The following is an 18,278-nucleotide window of genomic DNA, read 5'->3' on the forward strand; positions in this document are numbered from 1 at the left end:
AGCACGCCGACGGCCACTCCCCCCTGCTCGCCTCCACCAACCCCGCAGTAGTCACCTACGACCCCGCCTACGGCTACGAAATGGGCCACATCATCCGGGACGGCCTCGAACGGATGTACGGCCCGGACAGCACGGACAAGAACCTCATGTACTACCTCACCGTGTACAACGAGCCCATCGTCCAGCCCGCCGAACCCGAGGAACTGGACGTCGAGGGCGTCATCAAGGGCATCTACCTGCTCGCCCCCGCCAAGATCGACGGCCCCCGGACCCAGCTCCTGGCCTCCGGCGTCTCCGTCCCCTGGGCCCTCGAAGCCCAGCGGATCCTCGCCGAGGACTGGTCCGTCTCCGCCGACGTCTGGTCCGTCACCTCCTGGAACGAACTCCGCCGCGACGGCCTCGCCGCCGAAGAGGAAGCCTTCCTCAACCCCGAACAGCCCGCCCGGGTCCCGTTCGTCACCCGGCAGCTTGAGGGTGCAACCGGCCCTGTCGTCGCAGTCTCGGACTACATGAAGGCCGTCCCGGACCAGATCCGGCAGTTCATTCCGAATGAGTACGCCACCCTGGGCGCCGACGGCTTCGGCTTCTCGGACACCCGCGCCGCAGCCCGCCGCTTCTTCAAGAACGACACCCACTCCATCGTGGTGCGCGCCCTTGAGATGCTGGCGCGCCGCGGCGAAGTGGATGCCCAGGCTCCGGTCAAGGCCATCGAGAAGTACCGCCTGCACAACGTGAATGCCGGAACCACCGGCAACACCGGAGGCGAGGCGTAACCTCTCCCCCCGCCAGCAGCAGCGACGGCGGCTCCCACCGAAAGGCGGGGGCCGCCGTCGTCCGTTGCGCGGGGGGCCGCCGAACGTGTGATGCATGACAAACCGAATTGTAGCCTTCTCACAAATGGAGGTTGCCCCCGGCTGCCCGTATGCTCAAAGCATGCCAGCACCTGCCACCCCGTCCGCGAAGCGCAAACCGGCCCAGCCGGCGGTCACTCCGGAGAAGTCGGAAACCCTCAAGAAGCTGCGTGCCAATGTGGGGCAGCTGTCCACCACCACCATGCGCGAGCTGGAAAAGTCGCTGCCCTGGTACAGCCGGCTGAGCTCGGACGAACGGTCGGCGCTGGGGATGGTGGCCCAAAACGGCATAGCGGCATTCGTCACCTGGTACGAGCGGCCGAGCTCGCCGTCGTGGATTCTCACGGACGTTTTCGGCACCGCTCCCACGGAGCTGACGCGCTCCATCAGCCTGCAGAAAGCGCTGCAGCTGATCAGGATCGTGGTGGAGGTGGTGGAGGACCAGGTTCCCGTCATCGCGCCGGAAGCTGACCAGCCGTCCCTTCGCGAAGCCGTGCTGCGCTATTCGCGGGAGGTGGCGTTTGCCGCCGCGGACGTCTACGCCCGCGCCGCCGAGTCCCGCGGCTCGTGGGACACCCGGCTTGAAGCCCTGATCGTGGATGCCATCCTGCGGGGCGAGAACACCGACGCGCTGCGGTCGAGGATCGCTGCGCTGGGCTGGAAAGCGCAGGAACGCTTCACGGTCATGGTGGGCAATTCCCCCTCTGAGCCGAGCGCCAGCTACGTCAGCGAGCTGCGGCGCATGGCCGGACGGTATGCCGAGGATGCGCTGGTAGGCATCCAGGGCGACCGGCTTATCCTGATCCTGGGGGGCGTCCAGGACCGGGAGACCGCCTACGTCAAACTCAGCGACATGTTCGCCCCCGGCCCGGTTGTGTACGGTCCCGAGGCGGGATCGCTGCTTGAGGCCAGCGGCTCAGCGCAGTCCGCTTTTGCCGGCCTGACCGCCGCGAAGGCATGGCCTTCCGCCCCGCGGCCCGTGGCCGCAGACGATCTGCTACCCGAGCGCGTCATCTCCGGTGACGACGCTGCACGCCGCTCCCTGGTCAAGAACATTTACCGGCCCCTGCTGGCGGCATCCAACGGCCTGGTGGAAACCCTTGGCACTTACCTGGAACTGGGCCATTCGCTGGAAGCCACGGCCCGGGAACTCTTTGTCCATGCCAACACGGTCAGGTACAGGCTCAAGCGCGTTTGTGACGTCACGGGCTGGGATCCGCTCCTTCCGCGGGAAGCTTTTGTCCTGCAGGCAGCCCTGGTGGTGGGCCGCCTTTCGGCCCCTCCCAAAGCCGCCACGGAACGTCAGCCGTCACGGACCCAGTCCTGAACCGTTGTAGACTTCCTACAACCTGACCCCGTGAGCTTGGTGCGGACAAACACCGCTGGATCACGAAGTAATTTGGAAAGCTGGTTACGTGCTTGCAATAGTCTGCCCTGGACAGGGCTCACAAACCCCGGGTTTTCTGGCCCCCTGGCTGGAACTGCCCCCGGTGGCAGGCCAACTGGCCTCCCTGAGCGACATCGCCGGTATCGACCTGATCGCTCACGGAACCACCTCCGACGAGGAAACCATCAAGGACACTGCCGTGGCGCAGCCCCTGATCGTTGCCGCCGGCCTCGTGGCTGCGGCCTCCCTCTTCGACGTCGAACTCAACTCGCTGCCCGTCATCCTGGCCGGCCACTCGGTCGGTGAAATCACTGCCTCCGCCCTGGCCGGCGTCCTGACCGAGCAGGAAGCCATGACGTTCGTCCGCGAACGGGCCAACAGCATGGCGGCCGCAGCCTCCGCCACCCCCACCGGCATGAGCGCCGTGGTGGGCGGTGACCCTGCAGAGGTCCTGGCCGCCATCGAGGCGTCCGGCGCCACTCCCGCCAACGTCAACGGCGCGGGCCAGACCGTGGCGGCCGGAACTTTCGAGCAGCTGAAAGCCCTCGCGGACAACCCGCCCGCCAAGGCACGGGTCATTCCGCTCAAGGTTGCGGGCGCCTTCCACACCAGCCACATGTCCCCTGCGGTCAGCACCCTGAAGGCCCTTGAGCCGCAGCTGAAGCCGCAGGCGCCGGCCGTTCCCCTGCTGTCCAACTACGACGGCGGTGAAGTTACCGACGGCCCCGCCGCCGTCGAAAGCCTTATCGCGCAGGTTTCACGCCCGGTGCGCTGGGACCTGTGCATGGAGACCCTCGTCCAGCGCGGCGTGACGGGAGTTATCGAACTGGCTCCCGCCGGCACCCTTGCAGGCCTGGCAAAGCGCGGCATGCCCGGAGTCAAGACCGTCGCGGTCAAGACCCCCGATGACCTCTCTGCCGCCCTGGCCCTTTTTGCAGAACTGGAGGGCAACGCATGAGTGTTCCCACGCTGAAGCAGGCTCCCCTCCAGGAGCACACCCGCATCCTCGGCCTGGGCGCCTACCGGCCGGACGTCATCGTGACCAATGAGAACGTGTGCCAGTGGATTGACTCATCTGACGAGTGGATCCGCCAGCGGACGGGAATCGTCACGCGCCACCGCGCCAAGGCGGATGTGAGCGTCATTGACATGGCCGAGGGTGCTGCCCGTGAGGCGATGGAGAAGGCAGGCATCCAGGCTTCGGATCTCGGCGCCGTCATCGTTTCAACGGTGACCCACCCCTACGCCACTCCTTCCGCCGCAGCCAGCCTGGCTGACCGCCTGGGAGCCACGCCGGCACCGGCCTTCGATATTTCCGCGGCATGCGCCGGCTACTGCTACGGCATTGCCCAGGGTGACGCCCTGGTGCGGTCCGGAACGGCCAAGTACGTCCTGGTGGTCGGCGCGGAGAAGCTCTCCGACGTCATCGACAACCGTGAACGCACCATCTCCTTCCTGCTCGGCGACGGTGCAGGCGCCGTCGTCATCGGCCCCTCCGAAACCCCGGGCATCGCGCCCTCGGTCTGGGGCTCGGACGGCAGCAAGTGGGACGCCATCGGTATGACGCGCTCCATGCTGGATGTCCGGGACCTGGGCATGGCAGCCCGCCAGTCAGATTCCACCGGTGACCTGGCCCTCCTTGAGGAAGCCCAGGAACTGTACCCCACGCTGCGCCAGGACGGCCAGACCGTCTTCCGCTGGGCCGTCTGGGAAATGGCCAAGGTGGCGCAGCAGGCCCTTGAAGCCGCAGGCGTCGAGGCCGAAGACCTGGTGGCCTTCATCCCGCACCAGGCCAACATGCGCATCATCGATGAGATGGTGAAGAAGCTGAAGCTGCCGGAGACGGTTACAGTGGCACGGGACATTGCCGATGCCGGCAACACGTCCGCTGCATCCATCCCGCTGGCAACGCACCGGCTGCTGCAGGAAAACCCGGAGCTCAGCGGCGGGCTGGCCCTGCAGATCGGCTTCGGCGCCGGGCTGGTCTTCGGCGCACAGGTAGTTGTCCTTCCCTAGGAACGTCCCAAGGGGCCGCACCCGCGGCCTGAACCATTTCCGGCAGCCCCTGCCGGCAATACAAGAAAAGGAGCCATCAATGGCTAGCAACGAAGAGATCCTGGCCGGCCTGGCTGAAATCGTCAACGAGGAAACCGGCCTGGCCACTGAGGCTGTGGAGCTGGACAAGTCCTTCACCGAGGACCTGGACATCGACTCCATCTCGATGATGACCATCGTGGTGAACGCCGAAGAGAAGTTCGGCGTGCGCATCCCGGACGAAGAGGTCAAGAACCTCAAGACCGTTGGCGACGCTGTCAGCTTCATCGCCGGAGCCCAGGCCTAGTCCAGGGCTTCGCCGTCTGGCTTGGCAGGGCTGCCGGTCCGGATGACCGGACCGGCAGCCCTGCTGCATTTTCTCCACCCGGCCTGAGCCGGCCATCAACACGCGGGACCCTCCGGACACGGAGACGGATTCCCACCGAGGAAAGAGTGATCCCATGACACGCAAAGTAGTCATTACCGGTCTGGGCGCCACCACGCCCATCGGCGGCGACGTTCCCACCATGTGGAGCAACGCGCTCAAGGGGGTCTCCGGTGCCCGCACCCTGGAGGATGACTGGGTTGCCAAGTACGAGCTTCCCGTCCATTTTGCTGCACGCTGCAGCACGCCGGCCGTTGACGTGCTCAGCCGCGTCGAAGCCAAGCGGATGGACCCCTCCACCCAGTTCGGCGTCATCGCCGCCCGCGAGGCGTGGGCAGACTCCGGCATCACCGAATTCGACAAGGACCGCCTGGCTGTCGCCTTTGCCACCGGCATCGGCGGCGTATGGACGCTGCTGGACGCCTGGGACACCCTGAAGGAAAAGGGCCCCCGCCGGGTCCTTCCCATGACCGTTCCCATGCTGATGCCCAACGGTGTTGCAGCAGCCGTCAGCCTGGACCTCGGTGCCCGGGCCGGCGCCCACACACCGGTGTCCGCCTGCGCCTCCGGCACCGAAGCCATGCACCTCGGCCTGGACCTGATCCGCTCCGGCAAGGCGGACGTGGTAATGTGCGGCGGCGCCGAGGCAGCCATCCACCCGATGCCCCTGGCCGCGTTCGCCTCCATGCAGGCGCTGTCCCGGCGCAACGACGAGCCCGAGCGCGCGTCACGGCCCTACGACACCGCCCGTGACGGCTTCGTCATGGGCGAGGGCGCAGGCGCCCTGGTCCTTGAAGCCGAGGAGCACGCCCTGGCCCGCGGCGCACGGATCTACGGCGAACTCGCCGGCACCTCCGTCACCGCCGATGCCTACCACATCACCGCCCCGGACCCCGAGGGCCTGGGTGCCACCCGCGCACTCAAGGCCGCGATGTTCGACGGCCGGATCCAGCCGGAGGACGTGGTCCACGTCAACGCCCACGCCACCTCCACCCCCGTTGGTGACAAGCCTGAGTACACCGCCCTGCGCGCCGCACTGGGCAACCACGTGGACAACGTGGCGGTCTCCGCCACGAAGTCGCAGATGGGCCACCTGTTGGGCGCTTCCGGTGCCGTTGAAGCCGTCCTCACCGTCCTGGCGGTTTACGACCGCAAGGCGCCGGTGACCATCAACCTCGAGAACCAGGACCCGGAGATCCCGCTCGACGTTGTGACCTCCGCGCGTGAGCTGCCTGCCGGGAATATCGTGGCGCTCAGCAACTCATTCGGTTTCGGCGGCCACAACGCCGTCGTTGCCGTCCGCAGCGTCTGACACCACTCCGGGTCCTGCCCGGAACACGAGGAGGCCCCGCCGGTTGGCGGGGCCTCCTCTTTTGCTATGGAGTGGTATTCGGGTCCGGGAAACCGGAATGGGGTACGACGGCGGTCAGCCCACCTGGTGGAGCCAGCGCACGGGAGCGCCTTCCGCGGCGTGCCGGAAGGGTTCGAGTTCCTCGTCCCAGGCTTCACCGAGGGCAAGGGAGAGTTCATGGTAGACGGCAGCGGGGTCCCCGGCTCCGGACTCGTAGGCGTAGCGGATGCGGTCCTCGGACACCATGATGTTGCCGTGCACGTCCGTCACGGCGTGGAAAATCCCCAGCTCAGGCGTATGCGACCACCGCCCGCCATCCACTCCCTGGCTCGGCTCCTCCGTCACTTCGAAACGGAGGTGCGCCCAGCCGCGCAGTGAGGACGCCAACTTAGCCCCGGTGCCGGGCGTCCCGGTCCAGGACAGCTCGGCACGGAACATTCCGGGCGCGGCAGGCTGAGGGGTCCACTCAAGGTCCGTGCGCTTGTCAACGACGGAACCGATAGCCCACTCAACATGAGGGCACAGGGCCGTAGGGGCCGAGTGAACGAAAAGCACACCGCGGGTCATTGCAACAGACATTCCATCCTCCATAGCTCTAGGTACGTCTTCCCCAACGACCTCTGCCTGGATGGAACCGCTGTGCCCTGCCTGCGGGACTTCCTGCCTGGTTATTCAGATATGAATGCTGTGTCCGGACTTGCCGCACCGCCTTCAGCCCAAGGGCTTCAAGCGGTACTTGAAAGTTGCCGGACGTGACTCTTATTGTGCCGTACCCTGCGGAATTACGCCAGTGCGATTAGCTTTCCGGAACTCAGGCCCGCGGGTGGGCCTGCTGGTAGCTTTTGCGCAGCCGGTCCACCGAAACGTGTGTGTAGATTTGCGTCGTGGCCAGGCTGCTGTGGCCCAAGATCTCCTGCACCGCCCGCAGGTCGGCGCCGCCGTCCAGCAGGTGGGTTGCGGCGGAGTGGCGCAGGGCGTGGGGTCCCGAAGCCGAGGTATCCCCCAGCGCCTCCAGGAGCCGGTTGACCAGCTCCCGCACCTGCCGCTGGTCCACCCTGCCGCCGCGGGCGCCCAGGAACAGGGCGGGGCCGCTGCTCTCCCGGGCAAGCAGGGGCCGTCCACGGCGCAGCCAGTCATCCACCGCCATCGCGGCGGGAACGCCGTAGGGAACGGTCCGCTCCTTGTTGCCTTTGCCCAGCACCCGCAGTGTGCGCCGGTCCGGGTCCAGGTCATCGATGTCCAGCCCGGCAAGTTCCCCCACCCGCACGCCGGTGGCGTAAAGGAGTTCCACGATGGCGCGGTTGCGGACGGCCAGGGGCGCGCCGTCGGCCGCACTTTGCTCCAGCTGGCCCAGTAGCCGGGTCAGCTGCGAACTCTGCAGGACACCGGGCAGGGACCGTTCCCGCTTGGGCGCCTTCAGCCGCAGGGCAGGATCCGCGGCGATCCGTTCTTCGCGCAAGGCCCACGCGGTGAAAGACCTTACCGTGGCCGACCGCCGGGCCAGGGTTGCGCGGGCGGCACCGGACTGGCTCTGGACACCCAGCCAGCGGCGGAGCATGCCCAGTTCGAGATCCCCAAGCACGGAGGCGCCTTCGGATGCGGCATGCGCCAGGAGGCTGCGGATGTCGCCCAGGTAGGCGCGCCGCGTGTGGGCCGACACCGCACGCTCTCCGGACAGGTAGCCGGCGAACGCGTCCAGGGCGTCGCTGAGTCCCGGTGGCAGTTCCTCATTTTCCACTCCCTTACTGTCTCAGTTCCTGGAGCCTCACCTGCGGGCTGACACGGTATCGGCCACCACTTTGTCTCCATCAGGGCCGCGCATCAGACGGAGGCCTTGCCTCTCTTCCAGCCGCCCCGTTCGGAGACGGCCAGGCCGAGCAGTCCGAGCCGGCCCAGGCCTGCACGCACCGATTCCTGCCCCAGCCCCGCCACGGCCGAGAGCTTTTCGACCGAGGTGGTGGAGCGCAGCGGCAGCGCATCGAGCAGGATCAGGTCCTCAAGGGTCAGCCCGTCCTGGACCTGGGCACTTCCCTGCCGCTGTTCGGGCAATGCACTGCCGCTCGGGGATGCCAGTTCGGCAACTTCTGCCGCGTCGGTAACGCAAACTGCTCCCCCGTCCCGCAGCAGGCGGTGGCATCCTGCGGAATTCGCGCTGTGCACCGATCCGGGTACAGCACCGACCGCACGGCCGAGGGTTTCGGCGTGATGGGCGGTGTTCAGCGCTCCGGAGCGCCAGCGCGCCTCAACGACGACGGTGACGGCGGACAGTGCCGCAATCAGCCGGTTGCGCTGCAGGAACCGGTAGCGCGTGGGGGCTGACCCCGGCGGCACCTCCGCGAGGACAGCACCCTGGTTGCAGACAGCCCTCAGAAGGTCCTCATTGCCGGACGGATAGAACCTGTCCACGCCTCCTGCCATGACCGCGATGGTGGGAACAGCACCGGTTCCACCGGCGAGCGCTGCCCGGTGTGCATGGGCGTCGATCCCGTAGGCACCGCCGGACACCACGGTAAATCCGCGCTGGGCCAGCGAGTAGGCGAAGTCCCCCGTCACCGAGGCCCCGTAGCTGGTGCTGTCCCGGGACCCTACCAGTGCGACGCTGGTGTCCACCGCTGGCAGGGGCTGCTCCTGGCCGCGCCACCAGAGGCAGAGCGGCTCCTGGATCCCGAGGTCTGCCAACTGGCCCGGCCATAGCTCGTCGGACGGGATGATGAGCCGTCCGCCCAGGCGGGCCATGGTTGCGAGGTCCCGCTCCGGAGCCAGGTCCGGGATCCTCGGCTGCCACCGCTTGAGCGCAGCCGCCATGCCGGCCCAGCTGCTGGCGGCTCCGCTGTCCGCAAGGAGCGCCGTAATTTCGCGTTCCAGTTCCGGCCCTGCCTTTAATTCGCCGGTAGCGATGCCAAGGGCATCCACGGCTCCCGCCACCTGGACGAGCGCAAGCCCGGCGGCGTCCTGTGGCTCCATCAACCGTGACAGTGCGGCGCGGGCCAGGCGGTCCCTATCCAGCGCTGCTTCCATCATGCCGTCACCGCCGCGGCCTGCCGCAAACCGAGCGCCTGTCCGACGTCGTCGGTATCCGGCTTGTCCCGGTGGCCCAGATCCGCGAGCGTCCAGGCCAGGCGCAACACGCGGTCATAGCCACGTGCGGTCAGGATGCCCCGCTCCAGGGAATGGTCCAGGATCCGGGTTGCCGCCGGGGCCAGCCGCAGTTCACCGCGCAGGATGCGGCCCGGCACCTGGGAGTTGGTCTCCAGCCCGAAGGGCTGCAGCCGCTCCGACTGGCGGAAGCGGGCATCCCGCACGCGTCCGGCTACGGCTGCCGAGTCCTCCTCGGCCCCGGACTGCCCGAACTCGGCAAGCGATACGCGTTCGACCTGCAGCTGGATGTCCACCCGGTCGAGCAGCGGCCCGGACATCCTGGCCAGGTACCGGCGGCGCATCATGGGTGTGCAGGTGCACTCGAGCCCCTTACCGGAGGCCTTGCCACAGGGGCAGGGATTGGCTGCGAGTACCAGCTGGAAGCGCGCCGGATAAGCCGCGGTCCCAGCCGATCTGTGGATGACCAGTTCGCCGCTTTCCAGCGGCTGACGCAGCGCGTCCAGGACCCGCCGCTCGTATTCGGGTGCCTCGTCCAGAAAGAGCACTCCGCGGTGCGCCCGGGAAGCTGCCCCGGGCCGTGGCAGCCCGGAACCTCCGCCGATGATGGCGGCAGCCGTTGCTGAATGGTGGGGGCTTTCGAAGGGCGGCCGCCGAAGCAGCTGGACCGTGGAGGAGGGAAGTCCGCAGAGGGAGTGGATGGCGGTGACCTCCATGGACTCATGGTCGCCAAGGTCCGGCAGCAGGCCGGGCAGCCGTTCGGCCAGCATCGTCTTACCGGCGCCGGGCGGCCCGGTCAGCAGCAGGTGGTGGGCACCGGCGGCTGCTACCTCCAGGGCACGGCGGGCGTCGCCCTGTCCGGACACGTCAGCCATGTCAGGGCAGGGCCCGGCCGTGGCGCAGGGGTGATTGCCACCGTCATGGTCCTCGGGTTCGAAGTCGAGGGCGAGTTCCTGGGGATCTGCCCCGAAGTCCAGTGCCAGCCGGGCAAGGGTGCGGTAGCCCCGCACATGTGCCCCCGGAACCAGGGCGGCCTCGGCGAGGTTCGCCTGCGCCACCACGATGTCAGGGAATCCTGCCTTTACCGAGGCCATGACCGCAGGAAGGATCCCGCGGACCGGCCGGAGCCGGCCGTCGAGTCCCAGCTCTGCAATGAAGACCGTCCGGCCAGTGGGCCGGATGTCGCTGGCGGCGCGGAGCACGGCCATGGTCACGGCCAGGTCGAAGCCGGAACCGCGCTTGGGCAGCGACGCCGGAATCAGGTTGGCAGTGATCTTCCTGCGGCTGAGCGGGATTCCGGAGTTCCTGGCCGCGGACCTGATCCGCTCCCGTGCTTCGTTGAGTGAAGCATCGGGCAGCCCAAGGATGATGAAGGCCGGCAGGGTCTGTCCAATGTCCGCCTCGACCTCAACCATGTACCCGTTCAGGCCCAGCAGTGCGATGGAATATGTACGGCCCAGTGCCATCACCCCACCCCCTTGAGGTGTTCCACCGTGGGCTGCCCTCCGCCGTCGTCAACGACGGCAATCACGTCGACCCGCCGCAGCGGCATCCGCAATTCCCGGTCGCGGCACCATGCCGAGCCGAGGCGGTGCAGCCGGGCCAGCTTTTCCGGCCCCACCGCTTCGAACGGATGGCCGTAGTCAAGGGAACGCCGAGTTTTGACTTCGGCGATCACCAGGGCGTCGCCGTCCAGGGCAACGATGTCGATTTCACCCTCGGGGCAGCGCCAGTTGCGTTCCACCACCAGCATGCCCAGCGACTCCAGGTAACCGGCCGCGAGTTCCTCGCCGCGCCGGCCCAGCAGGTCTTTCGATCTCATGTTTCTACCTCCGTTAACCAGCCTGGGGCTGCGGAAGCAGTGGCGGACAGCACAGCCCGCCGTATGTGCATACGGCGGGCTGTGAAGGGAAAGTGGCGCGGCGGCCCGAGAGCTAGTTGCCCAGGTCCACGTCCTTCGGCATGGCCAACTCTTCATTGCGCGGAAGTTCTTCGACGTTGACGTCCTTGAAGGTGAGGACCCGGACGCTCTTGACGAACCGGGCGGAGCGGTACACGTCCCACACCCAGGCGTCCTGCAGTGTCAGGTCGAAGTAGACCTCACCGTCTGCGCTGCGGGCTTGCAGATCCACGTGGTTGGCCAGGTAGAAGCGCCGTTCGGTCTCGACTACATAGCTGAACAGTCCGACGACGTCGCGGTATTCACGGTAGAGCTGGAGCTCCATGTCGGTTTCGTAGTTTTCAAGATCCTCAGCACTCATGCTTCCATCTTGCACCATGTCCGCCGTTGCGGCGCCCGGGCCGAGCCGGGATCAGCCCGCGGCGGTTCCCTGCGGGCCGGACAGTTCGTCGCATGAGAGTTCATCGATGGCAAATCCCTCGTCAGTCACTTCACCGTCCGCGGCTTCCCCGTCCCGGCGCTCCCCGCCGAGCAGGTTCCAGCTCACGCGGTGGTAGGGGCTTGGGCCGGCAGCGCGCAGCTTGTCACGGTGCAGCGCCGTGGCGTAACCCTTGTTGATGTCCCAGCCAAAGTCCGGATACTCGGCGTGCAGTTCCCGCATGGCCCTGTCCCGTTCCACCTTGGCGATAACGCTCGCCGCCGCGACACTCAGGCATTGCATGTCGGCCTTGATTTTGGTGTGCACCGGGGCCTGGCAGCCAGCTTCAAGGGCAACAGGCTCAAAGAAGGACGGCTGCTCCGCCGGGGAAAGCCAGTTGTGGTTGCCGTCCAAAAGCACGAGGTCGGGCGTGATCCCCGCCGCGAGGACGGCGTTCCAGGCCCGGGTTCCCGCCAGGCGCAGCGCGGCCATGATGCCGAACTCATCGATTTCCCGGGCGCTGGCATGGCCCACCGCTGAGGCTACGCTCCAGCGGCGGACCAGGGGATCGAGGCGTTCCCGTTCCGCCGGCGGCAGGAGCTTGCTGTCCCGCACCCCTGCAAGGCTGCGTTGGCGTTCCAGGTCGACGACGGCGATGCCAACGCTGACCGGCCCGGCCAGCGCCCCGCGGCCCACCTCGTCCATTCCCGCAAGGAAACGTACCCCCTGGGCCTTGAAGGTCCGCTCGTGCCGTAGCGTGGGTGCCATGGCACGGCCGGCGGACACTTTCGTGGAGCCGGAACGGCTGCCGGCTGGAGCGGCCTTTGCCGCGCCCGCCTTGACTGCTGCCGGGGACATGTCAGGGTGCGGCCGGGACATTCCGGAACACGTCCGGATAGTTGTCCAGGCTGGTTATCCGGTTCAGCGGCCACGCGATGACGGCCGCCTTGCCCTCGAGATCGTCAAGGTCGATGAATCCGCCGTCGGAATCCATATGCGCCCTCGAATCGGCGGAATGGTTCCGGTTGTCACCCATCACCCACACCTTTCCTTCGGGAACCACCACGTCGAAGTTACTGACCTGCGGGACCTCGGCCGGGTTGACGTAGGGCTCGTCCACGGCAGTGCCGTTAATGGTCAGTTTACCGCCGGCGTCGCAGCAGACCACGTGGTCGCCGGGCAGGCCGATGACCCTTTTGACGAGGTGCTGCTCGGAACCGTCCGGCAGCAGCCCAACGAACGTCAGCCCGTCCTGCACCCAGGTGAATGGCCCTTGTGCCTTCTCCTCAACCGGTGGGAGCCAGCCCTTGGTGTCGCGGAAGACCACAATGTCTCCGCGGCTGAGCGAGAAAGGTTCCGGCACCAGGAGGTTGACGAAGATGCGGTCGTCGATATCCAGCGTGTTCACCATGGACTCGGACGGGATGAAAAAAGCCCGGAAAAGGAAGGTCTTGATGAGGAAGGACAGCACGACGGCGATCACCACCACCGTGGCGACCTCCTTCAGCCACGCGAACACCGGGCTGCCGGCAGGTTTTGCGGCTGCCTTTGCAGCGGACCGGCTTTCCGCCGTTGCCGGAGCCGGCGTCTCCCCACCGGGAACGGCCCCGGCGGCGCCCTGGCCTGCCGAGGTGTCAGAGGCGCCGTCGGGGCGCGGTTCCGGTGTCCGCGCGTGGTTCTCGGGCATCTACTGTCCGTTCTCTGTTATTGGTTCCGCCGCGTACGGGCGGGGTACTGGAGCAAATCTATCAAGGGGCCAGATGATCTGGACCGGGCGCCCGATAACGCGTTCCATCGGCACCATGCCGCCACCGGGGGCACCCAGCAGGCTCCGGGAATCGGCGGACAGCGAGCGGTGGTCTCCCATCAGCCACAGCCGCCCCTCGGGGATCACCGCGGTGAACTTCTGCGTGCTGGGGGCGTCGCCGCTGAAAACGTAGGGCTCGTCCAGCGCTTCGCCGTTCACCGTGATTTTTCCTGCCGCGTCACAGCAGACCACGGTGTCGCCGGGGAGCCCGATGACGCGTTTGACGTAGGTGGTGTCGCTGCCGGCAAGGCCAAGCCACTGGGTGACGCCGGCTGCGGCATCCATGACTGGGCCCCTGCCGCTGCTGAGCGGCGCGAACGTACCCCTGCCGTCGAACACCACGACGTCGCCCCGGCGGATGGGTTCTGCCTTGAAGTCAGTACGGGACACCAGGATCCGGTCGCCGCCTTCCAGCAGGGGCTCCATGGATTCAGACGGGATGAAGTAGACGTCGATCCAGAGTGACCGCACCACGCCGCTGACGGCAACGGCAAGGAGCAGTGCCAGGAACACAAAACGCCAGCCCATTTTTGTGGGCTGGCGTTTTGTCTGGTCCATGGTCCGTATCCTGGCGCTGGTGCTGATTGGCTCCGGCGCTGGCCGGATACGGCTGCGGCCCAGCCTGCGTATGTCCGAAAAAGGACTTACTTGGCGGCGCTGAAGTCGCGCTTTTCCTTGATCTTTGCAGCCTTACCGCGCAGTGCACGCATGTAGTAAAGCTTGGCGCGGCGGACGTCGCCCTTGGTGACAACCTCGATCTTTTCGATGATCGGGGAGTGTACCGGGAAGGTACGCTCAACGCCGACACCGAAGGAGACCTTGCGGACCGTGAAGGTTTCGCGGACGCCGTCACCCTGGCGGCCCAGGACGAAGCCCTGGAATACCTGGACGCGGGAGTTCTTGCCTTCGATGATGTTCACGTGAACCTTGAGGGTGTCTCCCGCGCGGAATTCGGGAACATCGGTGCGCAGCGAAGCTGCATCTACAGAATCGAGAATATGCATGATTGCACTCCTGGTGAACGCCACAGGTCATTCACTTTGGGTCACGGCAGCAGAGCCTGGCGCAGATAGCGCCGGAAATGCTGCCGAAAGTTAGGTAGTCCGGCCACCCCAATTGTTGACGGGGCCGGTTGTCAGGCTGTTGGCTTCGCTCCCCCTGTGGCAGGCGCTGGCCCAGCAGACACAAGGACTAATTTTGCCACAGCAGCGCCGTTACAGCCAATCCGCACCCTGGTCCGACAGACGGTGCGGCACCGTCAGTCGCGTGCTTCGTCCGCCGCCCCCGCGCGGCGGACCAGCTTCCCGTCGACGACGTCGTACCCAAGGTCCTGCAGTTCGGTGCGGTCGGCACGCGGCAGCTTGCCGGCGTCGAACCCTTCGAGGAGGTCCGGGCGGCGCTGGGCCGTCCGGCGAAACTGTTCGTGCCGCCGCCACTGGGCAATCCTGCCGTGGTTGCCGCTCAGCAGCACCGGAGGCACTTCACGCTCCCGCCAGACGGAGGGCTTGGTGTAGACGGGGTACTCCAGCAGGCCGTCCGAATGGGACTCCTCCACCAGCGATTCGGGGTTGCCCACGACGCCGGGAAGCAGCCTGCCGATGGCCTCGACCATCGCCAGGACAGCCACCTCCCCGCCGTTCAGGACATAGTCTCCAAGGCTGACGGGCCGGACATCGAAGTGCTCACGGGACCAGTCAATGACGCGTTCGTCGATCCCCTCGTACCGCCCGCACGCGAAGGCCAGGTGATCTTCTTCGGCCAGTTCGTAGGCAAGCGCCTGGGTGAACCGCTCCCCCGCCGGCGACGGGACGATCAGGACCGGCTTGTCGGCCCCTTCCGGACGGTCTCCGGCGATGGACGCAAGGGCCTGCGCCCAGGGCTCGGGCTTCATCACCATGCCGGCGCCGCCGCCGTAGGGGGTGTCATCCACAGTCCGGTGCCTGTCGGTGGTGAAAGTTCGCAGGTCATGGACCCGAAGATCCAGCAGGCCGTCCTGCCGGGCCTTTCCGATCAGCGAGAGTTCCAGCGGTGCCAGGTACTCCGGGAAAATGGTGACGACGTCGATCCGCATCTACGCCTTGCCTTCCTCACCGGGTGAGGCGGCGGCGTCGTCCGAATTCAGTTCGAAGAGGCCGTCCGGCGGGGTGAGCAGGATGTATCCCTCCGCAATGTTCACTTCCGGGACGATCTGTTCCACGAACGGGACCAGGATTTCCCCGCCTTCCGGGGTGGCGACCATCAGCAGGTCCTGGGCGGGAGCGGTGTTCAGGGCGGCGACTTTGCCCACCACCTGGTCTCCCACGCGGGCTTCGAGGCCCACGAGTTCATGCTCGTACCAGCCTTCGTCGTCGTCCTCGTCCAGGTCCGCAGTTTCAATGAAGAGCTTGGCACCGCGCAGCGTCTCTGCCTGGTTACGGTCGGCCACCTCTTCGAATGCCAGGAGGAGAATGTCCTTGTTCCAGCGTGCGCTGGTCACCGTCAGCGGGCCGGAGGACGCCGGCTCAACCACGAATTCGGTGCCGGGGACAAAGCGGTCCTCAGGAGCGTCTGTCAGGACCTGGACCGTGACTTCCCCGCGGATGCCGTGGGGCTTGCCGATGCGGGCCACCTGAAGCTGCATGTGTTCCTCTGTTCGGGTCGATAAAGCGGATGTTCTGGAAAAGACTCCGGCCCCTCCACCTGCAGGTGGAGGGGCCGGAGCAAGAGCTGGTGTTGCCGTGCGCTCAGCGGCGGCGGTCGGTGTCGACGACGTCGACCCTTACCTGTTCGCCGCCGGCCAGTGCCGCGACGACGGTGCGCAGTGCGCGTGCCGTGCGGCCCTGGCGGCCGATCACCCGTCCGAGATCGTCCTGATGAACACGCACCTCGAGGGTGTCCCCGCGGCGGTTGTTCTTCGAGCTGACCTTGACGTCGTCCGGGGAATCAACGATCCCGCGGACCAGGTGCTCCAGCGCGTCTGCCAGCAATTTACTCAGCCTCGGTGGTCTCTGCTTCGGCTTCGGCGGGGGCCTCGGCGGCGTCAGACTTGGATGCCTTCTTGGTGATGGCTTCCGGGATGATCACGGAACCCTTTTCCGGGGCAACGAAGGCTTCCTTCTCAGACTTGGTCTTGAGGGTGCCTTCCTGGCCCGGCAGGCCCTTGAACTTCTGCCAGTCACCGGTGATCTTCAGGATCGCGGCAACCTGCTCGGACGGCTGGGCGCCGACGGACAGCCAGTACTGCGCACGCTCGGAGTTGACCTCGATGTACGAGGGCTCTTCGGTGGGGTGGTACTTGCCGATTTCCTCGATGGCGCGGCCGTCACGCTTGGTGCGTGAGTCCGCGACGACGATGCGGTAGTACGGGGCGCGCATCTTGCCGAGGCGCTTAAGGCGAATCTTTACGGCCACTTTTGTGGTCACTCCTGTTTCAGAAAAAGGGGGTGAGCCCGGTTTTCTGCACCCGTGGGGCGGGCCGTACTTGCGGGTTCGAAGGACAGGATCCGGACGCGGAGAGAGGGGCCACGCAGATCGAGTACCTGTTTATTGTGCCAGATGAGCGCCGCGATTTCGACTTGGCGCGGCGCGGGCCGCGGAAGGGGGTTGCAGGAAGGACGCCCCAGGACAGGCTGCGCCAACGGTTACGCGGACCAGACGTACAGTCCCGTCCGTTCTGAATCATCGACGCCGCCGGCAAGTTCGGCCAGCTGCTGGACATACGCACGGGCCTGGTCAGCGCCGAACGGCATGTCCTCCTGTGCCGCCCACTGCTCGGCGACGTCGTCCAGGACGTTGCCTTCGCCTTCGGTTTCGTAGGTCAGCAGGTCGGCCAGCGCCCGGACCATGGCCGGGGGCACGGCAAGAAGGGAATCGCTGGTGACGTCGACCATGGTCAACTCGTAGTCGGCTCCCCCGGCGTGCACGGCCGTACCGGCCAAATCCCCGAGCTGTTCCACCTCGTAGTCCGTGATGTCCGGGATGCGGACCCCCTGGCCGGCGGGCGCTCCCCCGCCTTCGTCCAGGAGACCGGCGCGCTTGAGCGCTGCATCATGGGTGGCGACAAAGATCTCGGTGAAGCCCATTGGGGTAACCTTCCGTCGAATGCGGCGGACGGGGCGGTCACCCGCACCGGCCTTTCGGTTTCAGCCTAGTACGGGGGCGCCGGCGTCAGCGTACTGCCACCCGGATGTTGTTGCGCCACGGGTCCTCGAACCGCAGCTCGGCCCCGGTGTGGCGGGACGGAACCCCGGCGACTTTCAGGCGGTCAGCCAGCGCGCCGACGTCGTCACCGGTGGGTACTTCAATGAGCACTTCACCCAGGCCCAGCGTGTCCTTCCGGGGCCCGGCGCCGCGGCTGTTCCAAACGTTCATGGCCATGTGGTGGTGGTACCGGCCTGCAGAAACAAAGAGGGCCTGCCCGTGCCACCCAGCGGTCTTCTCGAAGCCGAGGATGCCAACGTAGAAGTCGCGGGCGGACTGCACGTCGCCCACCTGGAGGTGGACGTGGCCCACGCCGGCCGCGGTGGAGTGCTGCGCTTCCAGGGCTTCCTCCGTGAGGTGCTGCTCGAGGTAGCGCTGCGGCGGCAGTGCCAGGCTGTCCATCACCACGTCCGTCCCGTTCCAGGACCAGTTGCTGCGCGGCCGGTCCCAGTACAGCTCAATGCCGTTGCCTTCCGGGTCATTGAAATAGAAGGCTTCGCTGACGAGGTGGTCGGCGCTGCCGGTGAACGAATGCGGGTCGAAGCGGGCGGCGGTGGCGATGGTTGCAGCAAGGGAGGCCTGGTCCCCGAACAACAGCGCGGTATGGAAGAGGCCGGCCTCCCCCCTGCCCGGAAGGTTCAGTCCGGGAGCGGGTGCCAGGTGGACAAGCGGCTTCTGGCGGCGGCCGAGGTAGAGGCCGCCGTCCTGCTCGGCGACGACGTCGAGGCCGAGGGCGCGCTGGTAGTAGTCGGTCATGACCTTCATGTCACCGACCTTGAGCATCACGGTGCCCATGGTGAGGTCAGCGGGAAGAAGATCCTGGCTGGTGGCTTCTGCGGTCATTGAGTGCTCCCTGTGCTGGGGGCCGAA

At 66.8% G+C, this 18,278-nt stretch carries 22 protein-coding genes; 6 read left to right on the forward strand and 16 right to left on the reverse strand.

Annotation, left to right across the window (positions count from 1 at the left end; translation table 11 throughout):
- From AC5RTT_RS07385 to fabF, 6 genes are all read left to right on the forward strand, one after another.
- Positions 1-773 (forward strand): transketolase-like TK C-terminal-containing protein (locus tag AC5RTT_RS07385; protein ID WP_494144649.1); only part of this gene is annotated, 773 nt, incomplete at its 5' end.
- Between the two features lie 160 nt (positions 774-933).
- On the forward strand, positions 934-2,178 hold the full coding sequence (locus AC5RTT_RS07390) for a PucR family transcriptional regulator (RefSeq protein WP_494050668.1): 1,245 nt from the start codon (positions 934-936) through the stop codon (positions 2,176-2,178).
- A gap of 88 nt (positions 2,179-2,266) precedes the next feature.
- Positions 2,267-3,196, forward strand: a complete 930-nt coding sequence (locus tag AC5RTT_RS07395) for an ACP S-malonyltransferase (protein WP_494144650.1) — start codon at positions 2,267-2,269, stop codon at positions 3,194-3,196.
- Positions 3,193-4,254 carry a beta-ketoacyl-ACP synthase III gene (locus tag AC5RTT_RS07400; RefSeq protein ID WP_494144651.1) on the forward strand — a complete coding sequence of 354 codons (1,062 nt, stop codon included), beginning with the start codon at positions 3,193-3,195 and terminating at the stop codon, positions 4,252-4,254. The genes AC5RTT_RS07395 and AC5RTT_RS07400 overlap by 4 nt, the downstream gene beginning before the upstream one ends.
- Before the next feature lie 79 nt (positions 4,255-4,333).
- On the forward strand, positions 4,334-4,579 hold the full coding sequence (locus AC5RTT_RS07405; protein WP_426996092.1) for an acyl carrier protein: 246 nt from the start codon (positions 4,334-4,336) through the stop codon (positions 4,577-4,579).
- A 154-nt stretch (positions 4,580-4,733) separates the two neighbouring features.
- Positions 4,734-5,969 carry a beta-ketoacyl-ACP synthase II gene (gene fabF / locus AC5RTT_RS07410; RefSeq protein WP_494050671.1) on the forward strand — a complete coding sequence of 412 codons (1,236 nt, stop codon included), beginning with the start codon at positions 4,734-4,736 and terminating at the stop codon, positions 5,967-5,969.
- Positions 5,970-6,083: 114 nt separating this feature from the next.
- Here fabF and AC5RTT_RS07415 read toward each other — a convergent pair whose 3' ends face one another.
- The 16 genes from AC5RTT_RS07415 to AC5RTT_RS07490 form a co-directional block, all read right to left on the reverse strand.
- Positions 6,084-6,587: a DUF3145 domain-containing protein gene (locus AC5RTT_RS07415; protein ID WP_009359312.1), complete on the reverse strand. Its 504-nt coding sequence runs from the start codon at positions 6,585-6,587 to the stop codon at positions 6,084-6,086.
- Between the two features lie 232 nt (positions 6,588-6,819).
- Positions 6,820-7,746 (reverse strand): tyrosine recombinase XerC, encoded by a 927-nt coding sequence (locus AC5RTT_RS07420; RefSeq protein WP_494144652.1) that lies wholly within the window; start codon positions 7,744-7,746, stop codon positions 6,820-6,822.
- 83 nt (positions 7,747-7,829) lie between these two features.
- Positions 7,830-9,029, reverse strand: a complete 1,200-nt coding sequence (gene dprA / locus AC5RTT_RS07425) for a DNA-processing protein DprA (protein WP_494144653.1) — start codon at positions 9,027-9,029, stop codon at positions 7,830-7,832.
- Positions 9,026-10,570 carry a YifB family Mg chelatase-like AAA ATPase gene (locus AC5RTT_RS07430; protein ID WP_494144654.1) on the reverse strand — a complete coding sequence of 515 codons (1,545 nt, stop codon included), beginning with the start codon at positions 10,568-10,570 and terminating at the stop codon, positions 9,026-9,028. The genes dprA and AC5RTT_RS07430 overlap by 4 nt, the downstream gene beginning before the upstream one ends.
- On the reverse strand, positions 10,570-10,926 hold the full coding sequence (locus tag AC5RTT_RS07435) for a YraN family protein (RefSeq protein ID WP_494008540.1): 357 nt from the start codon (positions 10,924-10,926) through the stop codon (positions 10,570-10,572). Before AC5RTT_RS07435 ends, AC5RTT_RS07430 begins: the two co-directional genes overlap by 1 nt.
- Before the next feature lie 112 nt (positions 10,927-11,038).
- Complete coding sequence (locus AC5RTT_RS07440) at positions 11,039-11,365, reverse strand: DUF2469 domain-containing protein (protein WP_009359307.1); 327 nt, start codon at positions 11,363-11,365, stop codon at positions 11,039-11,041.
- A gap of 51 nt (positions 11,366-11,416) precedes the next feature.
- Positions 11,417-12,190, reverse strand: a complete 774-nt coding sequence (gene rnhB, locus AC5RTT_RS07445) for a ribonuclease HII (protein WP_494144677.1) — start codon at positions 12,188-12,190, stop codon at positions 11,417-11,419.
- Positions 12,191-12,281: 91 nt separating this feature from the next.
- Positions 12,282-13,109, reverse strand: coding sequence for a signal peptidase I (gene lepB / locus AC5RTT_RS07450; protein ID WP_494144655.1), 828 nt, complete (start codon positions 13,107-13,109; stop codon positions 12,282-12,284).
- Positions 13,110-13,787, reverse strand: coding sequence for a signal peptidase I (lepB, locus tag AC5RTT_RS07455; protein ID WP_494144656.1), 678 nt, complete (start codon positions 13,785-13,787; stop codon positions 13,110-13,112). It lies immediately after the preceding gene.
- A gap of 86 nt (positions 13,788-13,873) precedes the next feature.
- Positions 13,874-14,233 (reverse strand): 50S ribosomal protein L19, encoded by a 360-nt coding sequence (gene rplS / locus AC5RTT_RS07460; RefSeq protein ID WP_133346430.1) that lies wholly within the window; start codon positions 14,231-14,233, stop codon positions 13,874-13,876.
- 254 nt (positions 14,234-14,487) lie between these two features.
- Positions 14,488-15,300, reverse strand: coding sequence for a tRNA (guanosine(37)-N1)-methyltransferase TrmD (gene trmD / locus AC5RTT_RS07465; RefSeq protein WP_494144657.1), 813 nt, complete (start codon positions 15,298-15,300; stop codon positions 14,488-14,490).
- Positions 15,301-15,849, reverse strand: a complete 549-nt coding sequence (gene rimM, locus AC5RTT_RS07470; protein ID WP_494144658.1) for a ribosome maturation factor RimM — start codon at positions 15,847-15,849, stop codon at positions 15,301-15,303.
- A 103-nt stretch (positions 15,850-15,952) separates the two neighbouring features.
- The gene (locus AC5RTT_RS07475; RefSeq protein WP_494050678.1) at positions 15,953-16,195 is read right to left on the reverse strand and encodes an RNA-binding protein; all 243 of its coding nucleotides are present in this window, start codon (positions 16,193-16,195) and stop codon (positions 15,953-15,955) included.
- Between the two features lies 1 nt (position 16,196).
- Complete coding sequence (rpsP, locus tag AC5RTT_RS07480; RefSeq protein WP_009359301.1) at positions 16,197-16,619, reverse strand: 30S ribosomal protein S16; 423 nt, start codon at positions 16,617-16,619, stop codon at positions 16,197-16,199.
- Between the two features lie 230 nt (positions 16,620-16,849).
- Positions 16,850-17,290, reverse strand: coding sequence for a hypothetical protein (locus tag AC5RTT_RS07485; RefSeq protein WP_494008547.1), 441 nt, complete (start codon positions 17,288-17,290; stop codon positions 16,850-16,852).
- A gap of 85 nt (positions 17,291-17,375) precedes the next feature.
- On the reverse strand, positions 17,376-18,251 hold the full coding sequence (locus AC5RTT_RS07490) for a VOC family protein (RefSeq protein WP_494144659.1): 876 nt from the start codon (positions 18,249-18,251) through the stop codon (positions 17,376-17,378).
- Between the last annotated feature and the right edge of the window lie 27 nt (positions 18,252-18,278).

The sequence above is a fragment of the Arthrobacter sp. Y3221157 genome (genome assembly GCF_059089865.1).